The sequence below is a fragment of the Gordonia sp. 135 genome, from assembly GCF_009720185.1.
GTDB lineage: Bacteria > Actinomycetota > Actinomycetes > Mycobacteriales > Mycobacteriaceae > Gordonia > Gordonia alkanivorans.
In genome coordinates this window covers 3,561,522-3,577,851 of record NZ_CP046257.1, presented here as the reverse complement: position 1 = coordinate 3,577,851, position 16,330 = coordinate 3,561,522, and the positions used below count along the sequence as shown (strand labels likewise).

General features: G+C 67.0%; 17 protein-coding genes. 15 read left to right on the top strand and 2 right to left on the bottom strand.

Annotated elements, in window-relative coordinates; translation table 11 throughout:
* The first annotated feature begins 66 nt into the window (after nt 1-66).
* From GKZ92_RS16250 to cofG, 6 genes are all read left to right on the top strand, one after another.
* On the top strand, nt 67-2,001 hold the full coding sequence (locus GKZ92_RS16250) for an ABC transporter family substrate-binding protein (RefSeq protein ID WP_155225434.1): 1,935 nt from the start codon (nt 67-69) through the stop codon (nt 1,999-2,001).
* Complete coding sequence (mshB, locus tag GKZ92_RS16245) at nt 1,998-2,888, top strand: N-acetyl-1-D-myo-inositol-2-amino-2-deoxy-alpha-D-glucopyranoside deacetylase (RefSeq protein ID WP_006359471.1); 891 nt, start codon at nt 1,998-2,000, stop codon at nt 2,886-2,888. Before GKZ92_RS16250 ends, mshB begins: the two co-directional genes overlap by 4 nt.
* A 5-nt stretch (nt 2,889-2,893) precedes the next feature.
* Nucleotides 2,894-3,283, top strand: a complete 390-nt coding sequence (locus tag GKZ92_RS16240) for a hypothetical protein (protein ID WP_006359470.1) — start codon at nt 2,894-2,896, stop codon at nt 3,281-3,283.
* Nucleotides 3,284-3,345: 62 nt separating this feature from the next.
* The gene (locus GKZ92_RS16235) at nt 3,346-4,500 is read left to right on the top strand and encodes an FO synthase (RefSeq protein ID WP_196222012.1); all 1,155 of its coding nucleotides are present in this window, start codon (nt 3,346-3,348) and stop codon (nt 4,498-4,500) included.
* A gap of 41 nt (nt 4,501-4,541) precedes the next feature.
* On the top strand, nt 4,542-6,050 hold the full coding sequence (locus GKZ92_RS16230) for a flavin-containing monooxygenase (protein ID WP_155225728.1): 1,509 nt from the start codon (nt 4,542-4,544) through the stop codon (nt 6,048-6,050).
* The gene (gene cofG, locus GKZ92_RS16225; RefSeq protein ID WP_155225432.1) at nt 6,050-7,297 is read left to right on the top strand and encodes a 7,8-didemethyl-8-hydroxy-5-deazariboflavin synthase CofG; all 1,248 of its coding nucleotides are present in this window, start codon (nt 6,050-6,052) and stop codon (nt 7,295-7,297) included. The genes GKZ92_RS16230 and cofG overlap by 1 nt, the downstream gene beginning before the upstream one ends.
* A gap of 31 nt (nt 7,298-7,328) precedes the next feature.
* Here cofG and GKZ92_RS16220 read toward each other — a convergent pair whose 3' ends face one another.
* A complete protein-coding gene (locus GKZ92_RS16220) occupies nt 7,329-7,715 on the bottom strand; it encodes a rhodanese-like domain-containing protein (RefSeq protein WP_155225431.1) in 387 nt (128 codons plus the stop codon).
* Nucleotides 7,712-8,332, bottom strand: a complete 621-nt coding sequence (locus tag GKZ92_RS16215; protein WP_155225430.1) for a cysteine dioxygenase — start codon at nt 8,330-8,332, stop codon at nt 7,712-7,714. The genes GKZ92_RS16220 and GKZ92_RS16215 overlap by 4 nt, the downstream gene beginning before the upstream one ends.
* A 329-nt stretch (nt 8,333-8,661) precedes the next feature.
* On the opposite strand from GKZ92_RS16215, the gene GKZ92_RS16210 reads away from it, so the two are divergent.
* The 9 genes from GKZ92_RS16210 to fdxA all read left to right on the top strand — a co-directional run bounded on the left by GKZ92_RS16210 (nt 8,662) and on the right by fdxA (nt 16,310).
* The gene (locus GKZ92_RS16210; RefSeq protein ID WP_329602431.1) at nt 8,662-9,381 is read left to right on the top strand and encodes a 3,4-dihydroxy-2-butanone-4-phosphate synthase; all 720 of its coding nucleotides are present in this window, start codon (nt 8,662-8,664) and stop codon (nt 9,379-9,381) included.
* Complete coding sequence (locus GKZ92_RS16205; RefSeq protein WP_155225428.1) at nt 9,378-10,433, top strand: LysR family transcriptional regulator; 1,056 nt, start codon at nt 9,378-9,380, stop codon at nt 10,431-10,433. Before GKZ92_RS16210 ends, GKZ92_RS16205 begins: the two co-directional genes overlap by 4 nt.
* Nucleotides 10,434-10,676: 243 nt before the next feature.
* Nucleotides 10,677-12,173: a sodium:solute symporter family transporter gene (locus tag GKZ92_RS16200; RefSeq protein ID WP_230461819.1), complete on the top strand. Its 1,497-nt coding sequence runs from the start codon at nt 10,677-10,679 to the stop codon at nt 12,171-12,173.
* On the top strand, nt 12,170-12,517 hold the full coding sequence (locus GKZ92_RS16195; protein ID WP_155225426.1) for a hypothetical protein: 348 nt from the start codon (nt 12,170-12,172) through the stop codon (nt 12,515-12,517). Before GKZ92_RS16200 ends, GKZ92_RS16195 begins: the two co-directional genes overlap by 4 nt.
* Nucleotides 12,518-12,582: 65 nt before the next feature.
* Nucleotides 12,583-13,896, top strand: a complete 1,314-nt coding sequence (locus GKZ92_RS16190; protein ID WP_155225425.1) for an LLM class flavin-dependent oxidoreductase — start codon at nt 12,583-12,585, stop codon at nt 13,894-13,896.
* A gap of 59 nt (nt 13,897-13,955) precedes the next feature.
* Entirely contained in the window at nt 13,956-14,963 is a 1,008-nt protein-coding gene (locus tag GKZ92_RS16185; RefSeq protein ID WP_155225424.1) for a YeiH family protein, read from the top strand.
* Between the two features lie 83 nt (nt 14,964-15,046).
* Nucleotides 15,047-15,598, top strand: coding sequence for a flavin reductase family protein (locus GKZ92_RS16180; RefSeq protein WP_230461818.1), 552 nt, complete (start codon nt 15,047-15,049; stop codon nt 15,596-15,598).
* Nucleotides 15,599-15,630: 32 nt separating this feature from the next.
* Nucleotides 15,631-15,771 (top strand): tautomerase family protein, encoded by a 141-nt coding sequence (locus tag GKZ92_RS16175; RefSeq protein WP_230461817.1) that lies wholly within the window; start codon nt 15,631-15,633, stop codon nt 15,769-15,771.
* Nucleotides 15,772-15,980: 209 nt separating this feature from the next.
* Nucleotides 15,981-16,310 carry a ferredoxin gene (fdxA, locus tag GKZ92_RS16170; protein ID WP_155225423.1) on the top strand — a complete coding sequence of 110 codons (330 nt, stop codon included), beginning with the start codon at nt 15,981-15,983 and terminating at the stop codon, nt 16,308-16,310.
* Nucleotides 16,311-16,330 lie beyond the last annotated feature (20 nt).

Sequence of the window (16,330 nt, the reverse complement as noted above, 5' to 3'; positions counted from 1 at the left end):
CCGCCGAGCCGGTCTCTCGCGCAAGCGGGAGACCGGCACTCGTCCGATCGACCGAGAAGCATCTTCATGGGGGTATCCGAGGTGAAACGCGCGAGGCCACAGGGTCGCGACGCCACGAACCGGACCCGGGGCCGTGTGCTCGGGTTGCTCTCGTGCGGCGCCGCTCTGCTCATCGCCCTGACGGCGTGCACGGCGGATCCGCCGCCGCCCGTCCGCGACACCGGTCCGCCGCCGACGCCGACCGAGTACCCGGTCGCGAAGACGGTCTTCATCGCCACCGACTCGGTCGGCAACGGGTTCAACCCGCACATCGCGGCCGACCAGAATCCGGTGACCACCGCGGTCGCCGCGATGACACTGCCGAGCGCCTTCTCACCCGTGCAGACACCTGCCGGACCTGTCTGGGAACTCCAGCGCCACTTCGTCACCACCGCGGAGGTGACGTCGCGGCAGCCGTTCACGGTGACCTACCGGATCCACACCGACGCCCAGTGGTCCGACGGCCTGCCGGTCACCGGCGACGACTTCAGCTACCTGTGGCAGCAGATGTCGCGTCAGCCCAACGTGGTGGCCCCGGCCGGCTACCGCCTCATCGACTCCGTGCAGTCCCGCGAGGGCGGCAAGCTCGTCGAGGTGCGCTTCGAGCGGCCGTACCCGGCCTGGCGCGAGCTGTTCACCGGCCTGCTGCCCAGTCACGTCCTCAAGGGCGCCCCCGCCGGCTTCCAGACCGGCATGGACACCGGCAAGCCGGTGTCGGCCGGCCCGTACGCGATCGTCGGGATCGACAAGACCCGCGACGAGGTGCGGCTGGCCCGCAACGACCGCTACTGGGTGACACCGCCCCGACTCGACCAGGTCGTGCTCCGCCGCGCGGGCAACAACGCCCAGATGCTCGACTCCGTCCGTTCCGGCGACTCCGAGATCGTCGCGCTCGGGGCCTCGCCGGCGACCGCCGCCGAACTCTCGGCACTACCCGGCCTGGAGACCGAACGCAGCCTCACCTCGAGGTCACTGGGGATCAGCGTCAACGCCCGCACCGACGCGATGAGCTCGGTCGAGCTGCGGCGCGCGATCCTCGGCCTCGTCGACGCGCGGCTGACCACTTTCGCCGGTGCGGGGGACTGGATCGTGGAGCCGTACGCGAACACCGTCTTCGCGCCGTCCGACCCCGGGTACACGCCCGTCTCGCGGGCGCGACCCGATCGTGCCGCGGTCGACGCGCTCCTCGCCGACGCCGGATACCGCCGGGCGGACCCGGAGACGGCCGGAGAGGCCTCGCCCGTCCCCGAGCCATCCACCGGTGCGCCTGCGTCGGAATCGCCTTCTGCGTCGGGCTCGTCCACGCCGTCGACCCCGGCGGCGACGCCGACCCCCGGTGCGGTCGAGGTCGCCAAGCTGCCCGAGGGCGTCCTGCCGTTCCAGAAGGAGGGCCAGGACCTCCTCGTGCGTGTCGGCGCCGTCGCCGGTGACCCCCGCGCCACGTCGGCCGCGGCGAGCGTCGTCGACCAGCTCCGCAGCGCCGGAATCCGTGCCCAGGTGGTGACGATGCCGAACAGCGAGCTGTACGGCTCGGCGCTGACCCAGAAGCGCGTCGACCTCGTCGTCGGCTGGACCGGACTCGGTGTGCCGCCCGCGGCGTCACTGGCATCGCAGGTCGACTGCAACCAACCCAAACCGAGCACGGAGCCGTCGCCCGCCACACCGCCGACCCCGACCAGCATCGCGCCGAGCGGTGGGGACGTCGGCGACAGCTACGCCAGCAACATCTCCGGTCTCTGCGATCCCACGCTGATCGAACTCGCACGCAACGCGATGTCCGAGAACGACCCGATCTCGACGCTGGAGCAGGCGGAGCCGCTGCTGGCCGCGCAGGCCATCTACCTGCCGCTGTACCAGGATTCGATGATCGTCGGCGTCACGCCCGAGGTGCGCGATGTGCCGCTCACCGGCCCGATCCAGGAGTCGATCTTCGGGACCGCGGTCAACTGGGAACTCTCGTGACCGACGCTTCTCCCACCGCCGACCGGCGGCTGCTGCTCGTCCACGCCCACCCCGACGACGAGACGATCATGACCGGCGGGACCATCGCCCGCTACCTCGCCGAAGGCGTCGACGTTCGCGTCCTGACCTTCACCCTCGGCGAAGAGGGCGAGGTCATCGGAGACGAGTTCGCACAGCTCGTCTCCGACGGCGGCGCCGACCAGCTCGGCGGGTACCGCATCGCCGAACTGACCCGTGCCCTCGCCGCACTCAGCCCGGCCGACGGGCCGGCCCTGACGCCCCGCTTCCTCGGCGGGGCCGGCCGCTGGCGTGACTCCGGCATGGCCGGGGCGCCGTCGGCGGACCACCCGCGCGCGCTCGTCCGGGCGCCGTTCGACGAGCCGGTCGGCGTGCTGTTCGACCTGCTCCTCGGCTTCGCCCCGCAGGTCGTCGTCAGCTACGACGCGTCGGGCACCTACGGCCATCCCGACCACAAACTCGTCCACGAGGTCACCGCGGCCGCGGTCGCGCGTGCCCGGGAGGCCGGTGCGGGCCCGGCGAAGCTGTACGAGTCGGTCACCGAGCGCAGCGCCCTGGAGAACGGTCTCGCGGCGGCTCGCGCCGTGCCGGACGGTTGGCGGATGCCGCGGCCCGGCGAACTGCCGAGCTACCCCGACGACCGGATCACCACCGAGGTCGACGTGCGGGCGTACTACTCGCACAAGGTCGCCGGACTCGCCGCGCACGCCACGCAGGTGACCGTCGCGCCGTCGGGGACCGAGTACGCGCTGTCGAACAACATCCTGCAGCCGATCCACGACCACGAGCACTTCATCCTCACCGACCACGATCCGCGTGAGGCCCCCGGCAGCGACCGGGAGACGGACCTCTTCGCCGGGATCGGATAGCGAAGATGCCAGCGCTCGATCCGCATGTCCGCGACCGGCTCCTGCTGGCGCTGCTGACCCTCGACGGCTTCGTGGTGGGCCTGCTCAGCGTTGCCTTCGCGTACCTGCGGTTCGGCGGGGTCGCGTTGCCTGTCGCGGCTCTGATCGGCGGACTTCTCAACGCCGTGCTGCTGTGGCTGGCGGCCGGATACACCTCGTCACCGCTGCGCTATGCACCGCTTGCCGCATGGGGGCTCGTCGTCGTCATCGCCGGCGGGATCCCGGGGCCGGGTGGCGACGTCATCCTGAGCACGTCGGGAAACTACCTGGTGCAGACCCTTTTTCTGCTGGTGCTGGGTGTCGGCCCGGCGGCGTTTCTCGGCTGGACCCATCGGCTTCCCGAAGCCGACGACTGACTTTCCCCGCCGCCGTTCCCTCGGGGCGAAGGGTGTAACCGAACGAGCGTTAGAGTGTGGTCATGGTTCTGCGCGCGTGGGCCGAAGACATCACGGCCCCGATCGAGCGCGTCACGGCGGCCCTGAGTCGTCTCCGTGACGACCCGACAGCCCTCGGCCCCGATGCCCTCGACGACGAGGGCTGGGTCGCGCTGCTGGGCGCCTCCGGCACCCGGCTGGAAGAACTGTGCGAACTTGCCGACACCGTCCGGGCGAGGGTCACCGATCCCGACGCCGTGACCTTCGTCGTGAACCGCAATCTGGACACCGGGGTCGCCGCCCGACTCATCTCGGATGAACGCCGCCCCGGCGAGCCCGCGCTCGCCGAGCTGGTCGGGGAGGCCGTGGAACTCGGAGCCACCGAGATCTGCATGCAGGGCCCGTTGCCCGCCGACCGGCCGGCCACCGACTACGTCCGCCTCGTCGCGGAGATCACCGATGCGGCAGACGGTCTGCACCTGCACGCGTACCGCGCTGCGGAGATCGCCGACGGTGCGGCCCGGACCGGGGTGCCGATCGTCGAACACCTCCGCCGCCTCCGCGCCGCCGGGCTCGGGTCGATCCCCGGGACCGCCGCCCAGATCCTCGACGACTCCGTCCGCGGGTTCCTGTCACCCACCGGCTCCGCACCCGCCCGCGAGTGGATCGAGGTCATCGAGGCCGCGCACGGCGTCGGACTCTTCTCGACGGCCACCATCGTCTACGGGCACGTCGAGACCCCGGAGCATCAGGTCGCGCACCTGCGGACACTGCTCGGGATCCAGCGCCGCACGGGTGGATTCAGCGAGCTGATCCTGATGCCGATGGTCGCCTCCAACACGCCGCCGCATCTGACCGCCGCCGCGACGTCGACCGCCTCGCAGCGGGAGACCCGCGCACTGCACGCGGTCGCCCGGCTGATGTCCGTCGGTCTCATCGACCACGTGCAGGTCGCCTGGACGAAGCTCGACCCCGACACCGTGGACCTGCTGTTGCGCGGCGGCGCCGACGACATCGGCGGCCTGCTGCTCGACGGTCGGCTCATGCCGGATGCCGGTCCGGAGGTGGGCCGGGTCCTCGACGCCGACACCCTCGTCGCCATCGCCGAACGCGCCGGTCGTACACCGCGTCAGCGCACCACGCGTTATGCCGAGCCGGAAGCCCATCGGTTGCTCCCGATCCCGCAGGTACGTTCGTGACGGTGACGACGACGCAGGGGGGTGAGCGGGTGGACATCGACATGTCGCAGGAGATCGATGTCGCCATCATCGGTGCCGGCTTCGCCGGTCTCGGGATGGCCACGCAACTCGCCCGTCGCGGCCGCGAATCCTTCGTCGTCCTCGAACGTGCCGACGCGGTGGGCGGCACCTGGCGCGACAATGTCTACCCCGGCATCGCCTGTGACATCCCCGCACACCTGTACTCGTTCTCGTTCCGTCCGCCGGCCGACTGGGCCTCGCGGTATCCGAGTGGGCACGAGATCCGCGACTACCTCGAGCTGACCGTCGCCGAAGAGGGCCTGGCCGAGCACATCCTGCTGAACTGCGAACTGCGGCAGGCGGCCTGGGACGAGGCCGCGGCCCGCTGGATGATCACTGCAGGCAACGGTGACGGACCGGGCCGGGCGTTCCGCGCGCGTAGTCTCGTCCTCGCCGTCGGCCGGTTGTCGGAGGCGAAGATCCCCGACATCGAGGGTCTCGGCCAATTTCCCGGTCAGGTCGTCCACACGGCGGCCTGGCACGACGACGTCGCCGTCGACGGTGCCCGGGTCGGTGTCGTGGGAACCGGTGCGTCGGCGGTGCAGCTCATCCCGCACCTGGCCGACGCCGCCGAGGAACTCGTCGTGTTCTGCCGGACCGCTCCCTACGTGGTGCCGCGCGAAGACCGCCGGTACTCGGCCGACGAACGCGCCGCCCTACTCGATCCCGAGGTCGCCGGCGAGGTCCGCCACCGGCTCCTCACCGAGGCCGACGGGGCGTTCCGGCAGCGACTCGGCCTCCACCCCGACATCGACGAGATCCGGGCCCGCGCCCGCAACCATCTCCACGAGCAGGTCGACGATCCGGAGCTGCGTGACCACCTGACACCGGGTTACGAAATCGGTTGCAAGAGAATCCTTCTCAGCGACGACTTCTATCCTGCGTTGCAGCGGCCGAACGTGGTGTTCGAGCCGAGTGCGCTGGAGTCCATCACCGAGTCCAAGGCCACCGCGCGCAGCGGACGCACCTTCGACCTCGACCTCCTCGTCATGGCAACGGGTTTCGAGTCCGCGCGTCCGCCGGCCGCGAGCCGGGTCGTCGGCCGCGCGGGACTGCACCTCGCCGAGCACTGGTCATCGGGCATGACCTCGTATGCCTCGACCGTCGTCAGCGGATTCCCGAACATGTTCGTGCTCGACGGGCCGAACGCGGCGCTGGGCCACAACTCGGCGATCTACATGATCGAGACGCAGCTCGACTACGTGCTCGGTGCGCTGGAGTTCATGGGCGACACCGACGTCCGGGCACTCGAGGTCTCGGCCGAGGCTGAGGCCGCCTACACCCGCGAGATCGACGAGCGCAGCGCGTCGACCGTGTGGCTGACCGGTTGCGACAGTTGGTATGTCGACCCCGACAGCGGGCGGTTGACGCTGCTGTGGCCGGGGACGGCGGCGTCGTTCCGAGAACGCAACGGCACCTTCGACCCGTCCCCGTATCTGACCGGCGAACCGAACGCGACCACCGATTCCGAACTCGCAGAGGGACAGTGATGACCGAACCGGCCACCATCGCGGCGGCATTGTCCGCCGCCCGCGCACGCACACCGATCGGGATCGACGACGCCGTTGCGTTGTTGTCCTGTGCCGGTGACGATCTGGCCGAGTTGCAGTCCATCGCCGGGCAGATCCGGGACGAGGGACTCGAGGCGGTGGGCCGGCCGCGGCAGGTCACGTACTCGCGCAAGGTGTTCATCCCGCTGACCCGACTGTGCCGCGACAAATGCCACTACTGCACCTTCGTCACCGTGCCGGGCAAGCTCGCACGCGCAGGCGAGGGAATGTACCTCGAGCTCGACGAGGTCGTCGACCTCGCCCGCCGCGGGGCCGAACTCGGTTGCAAGGAGGCACTCTTCACCCTCGGGGACCGACCCGAGGACCGTTGGTCGCAGGCCGGTGACTGGCTCAGGGAGCGCGGCTACGCCTCGACGCTGGACTATGTGCGAGCGGCGGCGGTGGCGGTGCTGTCCGAAACCGGTCTGCTGCCGCACCTGAACCCGGGCGTGATGAGCCTCGAGGAGCTCCGGCATCTGCGCCCGGTGGCGCCGTCGATGGGCATGATGCTCGAGACCACCTCGCGCCGTCTGTTCACCGAGAAAGGGCAACCGCACTACGGCAGCCCCGACAAGGACCCGCTGGTCCGCATGCGGGTGCTGCGCGATGCGGGTACGGCGCGCGTCCCGTTCACCACTGGCATCCTCGTCGGGATCGGCGAATCACTGTACGAGAGAGCCGAATCGCTGCTGGCGATCGCCGACGTGCACGCCCGGGGCGGACACATCCAGGAGGTGATCGTGCAGAACTTCCGCGCGAAGCCCGACACCGCGATGCGCTCGACCCCCGACGCGGAGATGACCGAATTCCTCGCGGCCGTGGCCGTGGCCCGCATCGTCTGTGGACCGCACATGCGCATCCAGGCGCCGCCGAACCTGGTCTCGCCCGCGGAATGCGCCGCGCTGATCGCCTCCGGGGTCGACGACTGGGGCGGTGTGTCGCCGTTGACCCCCGATCACGTCAACCCCGAACGCCCGTGGCCCAACCTCGACGCCCTCGCCGCACGCACCGCGGAGTCGGGTTTCGTTCTCACCGAACGGATCACGGCGCAGCCGCGGTATGTTCTCGCCGGCGACGACTGGATCGACCCGGCACTGGCGCGCCACGTGTCGGCGCTCTCGGACCCGGCAACCGGGCTGGCCGTCGACACCCGCCCCGCGCCACGGCCCTGGCCCGCCGTCGCCTGAGCCGCGCAGGGTCGCACACCGCGAGCGGTGATCAGTCGAGGAACGGGGCGAGTGCCTCGTAGCCGCCGATCACGTCGGTCGCCCGGTGCAGCCCGAGGTCCTGCAACGCCGCTGCGGCGAGACTCGACGTGTAGCCCTGAGAACACAGGATGATCCACCGCACGTCGTGATCGATCGCCTGTGGAATCCGTGCATCACCGGCCGGATCGCATCGCCACTCGAGGACGTTGCGTTCGATCACCAACGCTCCCGGTGCCTCGCCCTCCTCGGCGCGCTGCGCGGCGGGCCGGATGTCGACGAGGACGGCGCCGGCCGCGAGTTCGTCGGGCACCGTCGCGGCGTCGATCCGCTCGAGGCGTGCACGCGCGTCGGCGAGGATCTCGTCGATGGTGCGGGGCGTCGGCCTGCCGTCGCTCATTCGGGTTCGTCCGTGAGGACGGTGCGTGTACGACGCAGATGACCGCCGTCGGCGACCTCGTAATAGGACATCGCGGTCAGTGGCGGGGAGTAGGCATGGACGCTCAGCGTGGGGCCGGTGACGGCGAGCGGACCGCCCGATTCGGGGTGCGCGGGCGCTGGGTTCTGCACGACATCGTGTACCCATCCGAGTGGGAAGGCGGCCTGGTCGCCGGCGTCGAAAACGCGCACGGCCAGATCGTCTCCGGTCCACCGGTACTCGCGCAAGGACCCCGACAGGACGGTCAGCGCGCCGAGCGAGCCGGCGTGGTCGTGCAGTTCGGTGGCCTGCCCGGGTGTCCAGCTGATCAGCCAGACGTCGAGATCGTCGTCGGCGAAGAGTCGCGTCGACCACCGTCGTCGGGTATCGAACTCGGCGGGCAGCAGCGCATCGTGGCGGCCGTCGAGGACGTCGGCGACGCCCTGGTCGGTGATGCGGAGCAGGTCGGCGGGTCGGAGGTGCGTCGGCAGATGGGTCCGTGGGCGCGGGGCGTCGGCCGCCACCCGCGTGCGGATGGTGGGCGTGAGGTGCTGCGAGCGGAGGAAGGCCGACGTGGTGCGGGCAAGGGTCGAGGTCATGAGGAGATCCTTGAGGGGAGTGGACGTGCGGGTCGGAACCGAGGTCAGCGACAGCACATACACATGGCCCGCGACGCCGGCTCGAGCCCCGACACAGCCCACAGGCCGGTGAGAGGGCGCCCCACAGCGACCGAATTCACGACGAACATGCCGACGAGAATGCCCAACAGGTCGAGGCTCGTCGAAAATTGTCGGCACAGTGAGCGAAAGTCGCCGGTTGCGTGTCCCAGGTCATGTCGGTTGTCACACCGCCGTAACCCAGGAATTCGCTCGTGACTGCGGTGGTGTCGATAGTCGTGACCGTATCCGGTCCCGACACGAGGTGGCACATGATGAATTCATCAGCTACGACTATCACCGCACAATGCACTGAGCGAGAGAACGATGCAGATCGGGCGGGCGATTCGACTGCGAGTGCGCACGCTGACTCCGCGACCATATCCGAAGCTCTCCTATCCGGTTCGCCTGTGATCGTCACAGGACACGGCAACGCCGGACTCGAGGCCCAGATCTGTTTCGCAGGTGAGTCGTTCGGAGCTGACGCCGCCGCATTCCTGGTGCGTCACACGTCGGGATTCGTGCTCGCAACGGTCCCGACAAATGTCATGACGCGCGCAGGGTTGATGCTGATGAGACCCGGGTTCGAGCGGGACAGTGGTCGGTTCTGTGTTGCAGTCGATGCTTCCTCGGGAATCACGACCGGTATCTCCGGGGCAGATCGTGCCCACACGGTAGGTCTCCTCGCCGATCCCGGAGCACGAGCAGAGCATTTCGTGCGGCCCGGCCATGTGGTCCCCATCGCTGTCGGTGGTGCTTTCAGTGCCGCCCGATGGTCGATCTATGACTCAATCTGGGCAATGAGTTCGTCTGCGGGACTGAGCGGGGTCGTGGCTACGGCGTCGGTCGTCAATGGAATAGAAGAACTGGATGCGGAGTTCCTGTCCGCCTTTGCGCGACGTCTCGGAATCCAGGTGGTCGATGTCAGTGATCTCGGCCGGGATCATCGCAACTTCGTGTCGGCGTCGGCGTCGGCGGCGCAGGACTCGTGAACAGTTCGGCCCCCTCGTCTGAACGGCAGCATCAGCCGAAGGTAACTACGATCGAACGTAGCGCCACAAACAATGGTTGTGCTCATACAAATTCTAATTCGGGAGGGTTGGCGGTGGAAACATCGGCGATACATTACGTACCCCTCCTGGAAACGCTTTCGGTTCTCGGGCAGTCCCAGAGCATCAGCCAGGCCGCCGATCGTCTCAACATGACCCAGCAGGCTGTGTCGGCTCGAATCAAACGTCTCGAGCGTTCGGTCGGCCAACAACTCGTGTCGCGAACCCGCTTCGGTTCAGTGCTCACCCCGGCGGGCGTCACCCTTGCCGGGATGGCGGAGGAATTGCTCGGAGTCGTCGAACGAATCGACACGACGATGGGCTCCTTACGGGGTGGCGACCACGCGGTCGTGCGCGTCGCGGCCAGCCTGACTGTCACCGAGTACCTCTTCCCGCGCTGGCTCGTTCAGCTCCGCGAACTGTTCGGAGACGCCGCGGCTGTCACAGCCGCGAACAGCAGCACGGTGTTCGAACTCGTGCGCAGTGGTGGGCACAACCTGGGCTTTGTGGAAACGCCGGATCTGCCAGGTGATCTGCGCAGCCGGAAGGTATCGCGGGATGAGCTGGTCCTGGTCGTCGCGCCCAGCCATCCGTGGGCCTCGGGGCATCGGACCGGGGCAGACGCCGGAGGTGTCTCGCTCGCCCAGCTCGCCGCGACTCCGCTGGTGACGAGAGAGATCGGATCGGGTACACGGCTCAGCTACGAGCGCATGGTTCAGTCACGGCTGCCCGGGACCGCGATCGCACCTCCCGCGTTGGAACTCCCGACGAACGCGGCCGTCAAGACCGCGGTGATCGGAGGGACCGGTCCCGCTGTGCTCAGCGTGCTCATTGTGCGAGACGACATCGAGTCGGGCCGCATGCAGGTGATCCCGATCAAAAACACACGCTTGATCCGCAACATCACGGCCGTGTGGTCGCCGCGGAACAATGCCCTCACCGAGCCTGCCCGACACCTTCTCGAGGTTGCGGAACGACGCGGTTTCAGACGGTGATCCGCGGCCGGTAACACATCCGCAACACCTCGATGTGTGCCGACCCCAGCACTTGCCCTACAAACAGGGGGCGCCTCGGGCGCGACGAGATCTGGCTCCTCTCAACGGATCACGCATCGCCCCGGTCGCACCCGTCCGTCATCGGCGACGCACCGGGTCCATACATCAACCAGGTGAACACTTCGACGACTCGGCATCGGAGCCCAGGCGTCGACAGACACCACACCCACCATGGGAACGCTTATGACACTGTCACCAGAGCTTGGCTACTGCCTGCTCATCGGGCTCGGAGCATGCCTGTTGGCAATCGCGCTCGTTGTGAAGAAGCTCGTACACGACACCGGAGATTTCATCGTCGCCGGCCGTCGCGTCGGATTCGGCTTCGGAGTCGGATCGATCATCGCAGTGTGGACCTGGTCCATGGCGGTGATGATGTCCTCGGCTCAAGCTTTCAGCTTCGGTACCAGCGGACTGCTGTGGTTTGTCGTTCCGAACGGACTCGCGGTCATGCTGATGATCCCGTTCGCCGTTCTCCTCCGCCGCCGGATGCCGGAGGGTTACACGATCGTCGAGTTCATCCGGAAACGGTTCGACAATCCGTTGGTCGCGAGCCTGATGCTCGTCGTGATGATCGCCATGATCATCTGCGAGATCCTGATCAACCTGTTCGGGATCGTGCTGGTCATGGATGTGGTCTTCGGGTTACCGGCCACCGCGGTTCTGGTGGTCGCGCTGATCGTCGTCACCGTGTACTCGTACTTCGGCGGTATCTGGACATCGGCGATCACCGGAGCACTCTGCACCCTGGGGACGACCGTTCCTGCGGCGCTGGTCGTCCTGTATGTCCTCGGCAAGGCCGGCGGCGCCGAGGCCGTGTTCAGCAAGGTCGGCGAGGCCGACCCGCAAAATTTGGAACCGTTCGCCCCCGCCGCGGCGGTGAGTTTCGGTATCACCCTGGCACTCGGCCTGCTCGCCTCGACAATGGCCGACCAGACTTTCTGGCAGAAGGCATGGTCGATGAAGCCAAAGACCATGGCTCGCACCTTCCTGTGGGCGGGCCTGTGGTTCTATCCGATTCCGTTGACGCTCGGTCTGCTGGGCCTGGTGGGCATCTCCATGGGCGTCAGCGCCGACGACCTCGGTGCCAACGGTGCCGGAGCGATCGGGCCCTATGTGGTGACGCACATGGGTCTGCCCGTGATCATCATCGTCCTCTACGTGATGATCATTCTGCAGGCGTGCTACTCCACCGTCGACGGAGCATTTTCCGCGCTGTCCTCGCTGGTGGCCACAGACATCGTCCGCCGCCGCTGGCCGTCCATGTCGGACCGCAACCTCCTGAAGATCACCAAGGCGAGCATCGTCGCCGGCGGAATCATCGGCGGTGTGGTCGTTCTCGCGAGCAGCGACTACATCACGACCGTCAACACGATCTACTTTTTCAAGGCTTCGCTGATCGTTCCGCTGGGCGCCGCGATCTTCTGGCGTCGGATGAACGCATGGGCCTTCATTCTCGGAGTCTTGGTGTCGGCGGCGGTGGGCTTCTATGTCCGTGAGACCGTGAACGAATTGGCTGGTACCGCAACGCTTATCGGTCTTTCGATCCTCATCGTCGTCACCGTCAGCCTGATGACGAAAACGAACTATGACTTCAGCCGCCTCGACAAGGGTGGCGACCGACTTGCCGCCGGCGAGTCGGAAGACCTCATCGGCTCGAGTGCTTCGGAGGCGCAGTCATGACACTCTTCTGGATTGCCGTACCCGTCGCGATCATAATCGCGGTTCTCTACGTCTCGCACATGATCACCGAGTTCCGTCGCTTGCGGTCGAGCACCGGCGACGATGTGGCCGCGGAACCGGTGAGTGCGGTCGGATCGTTTGCGGTCAAAGCGTTTGGGGGAGTGGCGGCTTCCACGGGCTGTCTCCTTATCATCAGCTATACCAGCTGGGGCTGGTATCTCCTGCCTGCGCTGAGCATGGGCAGTGCCGTCGCGGTCATCTCGGCGTTCCGGGTCGACGCGAAATCCCAACCCTCGGAACCCAAAACGACCGAGACGACCGAAATCGTCACCGTCGAGCCGTAGGAGAGTGCCGAAGCTTTCCGGCGGCACACTCTTTCCATCCACTCAGAAATTGAGGAGCGACAAAGATGTCCAAGAATATCCACCTGCTGGGATTCATCCAGAATGGCGTCAACAGCCACGCGACCGGAATGTGGCGTCATCCGCGTGACAAGGTCAATTGGAAGTTCACGGACCCGGAGTACTGGGAGCACATGGCCCGTGTCATGGAGCGTGGCCTGTTCGACGGCGTGTTCATCGCTGATGAGCTCGCGCCCTACAACACCTACCAGGACAGCTCGGACGCAACGGTGAAGTACGCCGTGCAGTGCCCGACCCATGAACCCTCGACGATCGTCCCGATCATCACCGGAGCGACGGAGCACCTGGGCGTGGGCGTCACGCTTTCGACGGCATTCGAGCACCCGTACTCGATGTGCCGGCGTCTTTCGAGTCTCGACCACCTCTCGGGAGGACGCGTGGCCTGGAACGTGGTCTCGTCGTACTCGAAGAGCGAGTGGGACGCATACGGCCAGGAGATGGCACCTCGCGGCGATCGCTACGACCGCCTCGAGGAGTACATGGAGGTGTGCTACAAGCTCTGGGACTCGTGGGAGCCCGACGCGATCATCGCCGACGCCGAGAGCGGCATCTACGCGGACCCGGACAAGGTCGCGGTCGTCGACCACAAGGGTGAGTACTACCAGTGTCGTGGCCGGCACTTCGTCGCGCCGTCCCCCCAGGGCCGTCCGGTGCTGTGGCAGGCGGGCGGGTCTCCTCGCGGTCGCGACTTCGCCGCCAAACATGCAGAGGCGATCTTCGCGGTGCATCCGAACATCGAGCGTATGAAGGAGTACACCTCCGACCTGGATGCCCGAGTGGTGACGTTCGACCGTGCGCCCGGTGATGTGAAGTACTTCTTCGGCGTCCAGACCGTTGTCGCCGAGACCCACGACGAAGCCGTCGCGAAGTACGAGCGCATCAGGTCGTGCATCCCGCTCGAGGGTGCGCTGGCCTGGATCTCGGGACACTTCGGTCTCGACTTCTCCACGATCGATCTCGAAGACTTCGTGCAGGACATCGAGGTGCCGGGGATCCAGGGTCTGTTCGAATCCATCCTGTACGCCAAGGGTGGCGAGCCCGTCACGGTTCGTGAGGCTGCGCAGATCTACGCGATGGGGATGGGTATGCCGGTTCTGGTGGGAACTCCGGCGGAGATCGCCGACCAGCTCGAGGCATACACCGACGAAGGCGGCGCAGACGGGTTCATGCTGATCGCGACCTATACGCCGGGTTGCTATGAGGAATTCGTCGACATGGTTGTTCCTGAGCTCCAGCGGCGCGGGCGCTACCGCACCCAGTACACCGGGGTCACGCTCCGCGACCACCTCCTGGAGTCTTGACCGCGGCCGACACCCTGCCCGAACCTGTCCCGAGCTCTACGAGCCGTTCCGCCGGTTTCATGAATCTGCTGCGAGCAGCCGGATTCCTGGCGGCCGGGGTGTGCATCGGAACGTATCTCCACACCCAGATCAGCGTGTTCGGCACGCTGACCTGGTCTGTGGTGATCGGCATCGCGATGGCCAATCTCGGTCTGGTGCCGGAGAACCTCGGTGACAGTCTTGCGAAGGCGACGAAGATGACGCTCCGATCCGGTGTCGCCTTGCTGGGGTTCTCCTTGCCTCTGCAGGCCGTCGCGAGTCTCGGTTGGGGAGTAGTCACGACCGCGGTCCTCAGCACGGTTATCACGTTCGTCGTCATGGTCTGGCTGGGCAGACGGCTGAACATCGCCCCGTCTGGTTCCATCCTCATCGCCGCCGGCACGTCGATCTGTGGCGCCTCGGCGATCGCAGGGGTGCGTGACCAGACCGACGCGGACGACAACGATGCAGGCCTCGCGATCGGACTGATCACCTTGTTCGGAACCGCGGTCATGTTCGCCTGGCCGCTCCTGCAGCCGGTGCTCGGGCTCGGCGACCGTGGCTACGGCATCGTGGTCGGCTCGAGCACTCATGAGGTCGGCCAGGTGGTGGCGGCGGCGAGTACAGCCGGGTCAGTGGCGTTGGGGGTGGCGATCCTGGTCAAGCTCACCCGGGTCGTCCTCCTCGCGCCGATCGTTGCGACGATCGGTGTGCTCCGCTGGAAGTGGCCGTCGGTGCTCGGCTTCGAGGAGTCAAGTCAGGCGGATGCTGATGGCACTCGTAAACGGCCCCCACTGATCCCACTGTTCGTGATCGCGTTTCTCGCGTTCGCGGGGATTCGGTCGACCGGAGTGCTGCCCGCCGGCTTTCTCGACGTCGTCGAGACCTGGCAGACGGCGATCCTCGCCGGCGCGATGTTCGGACTCGGGGCCGGCGTGAATCTCCGGACCCTGTTCCGCTCCAGCTGGCGTCCGGTGCTTCTGGCCTTCACCGGCACGGCACTCATTTCCGGGTTGTCTCTCCTCGGCGTCTTCGTTCTCGTTCGGTGACCCCATCGGGGCCGAGCGCCGGTCCATCACCTGTGTTCGGCGCCGAGTTCCCACACTTCACTCTCACAAGACAAGGAAGAACCGTGTCTCAAGTCGATGACATTCCATGCCATGCCGTGCCGGGCACATTCGGCGATTCTGCCAGTGTGATGGCGTCTGCCCGTTCACATTCCATTGAGATCACGACCGCGTTCAGTGCCTTCCCGGCGGCTGTCGGCGCGCTGTGTGCGGTCGTTGACGGTGAGCCGCGAGGTCTGGCGGCCACGTCGTTGGCGGTGGGTGTGTCCTATGCGCCACCAATGGTTTCATTCTCCGTCCGCAACGAGTCCACGACATGGCCGATCCTCAGCCGGGCAGACCGGATCGGCATCTCCGTTCTCACCGAGGATCAGGGGCCCGTGTGCCGCAAGCTCGCCGGTCAGGATGGCGACCGCTTTGCGGGGCTGGACACGACTGTCACTCCGGGCGGTGCGCTTTTCGTCAATGACGCGTCGACGTGGATGGAGTGCGCGATTGCCGGCACTGCACCGGCCGGTGATCACACAATCGTCACCTTTGAGGTGCTGTCCGTCGGCCATGAACGTGCGGCGTCGCCGCTGATCTTCCGGAACAACGGATTCCTCCGACTCCAGTAGCCGTCGACGCGAAACGGCGGCTGTACTCCGAGGTGGTCGACCGCATCGCCGAGTTCGAGATTCCGCGCGATCACGTGACCGTGATCGTCCGGGACCTGCCGACCGAGAGCTGGGGCGTCCGCGGCGGGCAGGCCGCCTGCGACGTCGACCTCGGATTCGATGTGGACGTGTGACTCGCTCACGACGTGATTCTCGTTACAACAGGGCGTCCTGCGCGCTCTGGAGCCGGGGGTGATTTCGTCGTGGGCACCACCGGGGCGGATACTGTGGGTTGCGGTTCGACCAGCCCTCGGATCGCACCGGTGCCGATGCCGGAGAGTTGTTCGACGCCGAACCGCTCATCCGCCTCGCGCCGACAACGATCTTCCTAGCGAAGGAGTGAGTGGTGACCTACATCATCGCGGAGCCTTGCGTCGACGTGTTGGACAAGGCCTGCGTGGAGGAATGCCCCGTCGACTGCATCTACGAGGGTGGACGCATGCTCTACATCCAGCCGGATGAGTGCGTCGACTGTGGTGCGTGCGAGCCGGTGTGTCCGGTCGAGGCGATCTTCTACGAGGATGATGTTCCCGACGAGTGGGAACCGTACGTCAGCGCGAACGCCGACTTCTTCGACGATCTCGGCTCGCCCGGCGGCGCGAGCAAGGTCGGCAAGACCGACGCCGACCCGGCCTTCATCAAAGCTCTGCCGCCGATGAACGCCGAGGACTGACCGAGACGCGCCATGGGGAA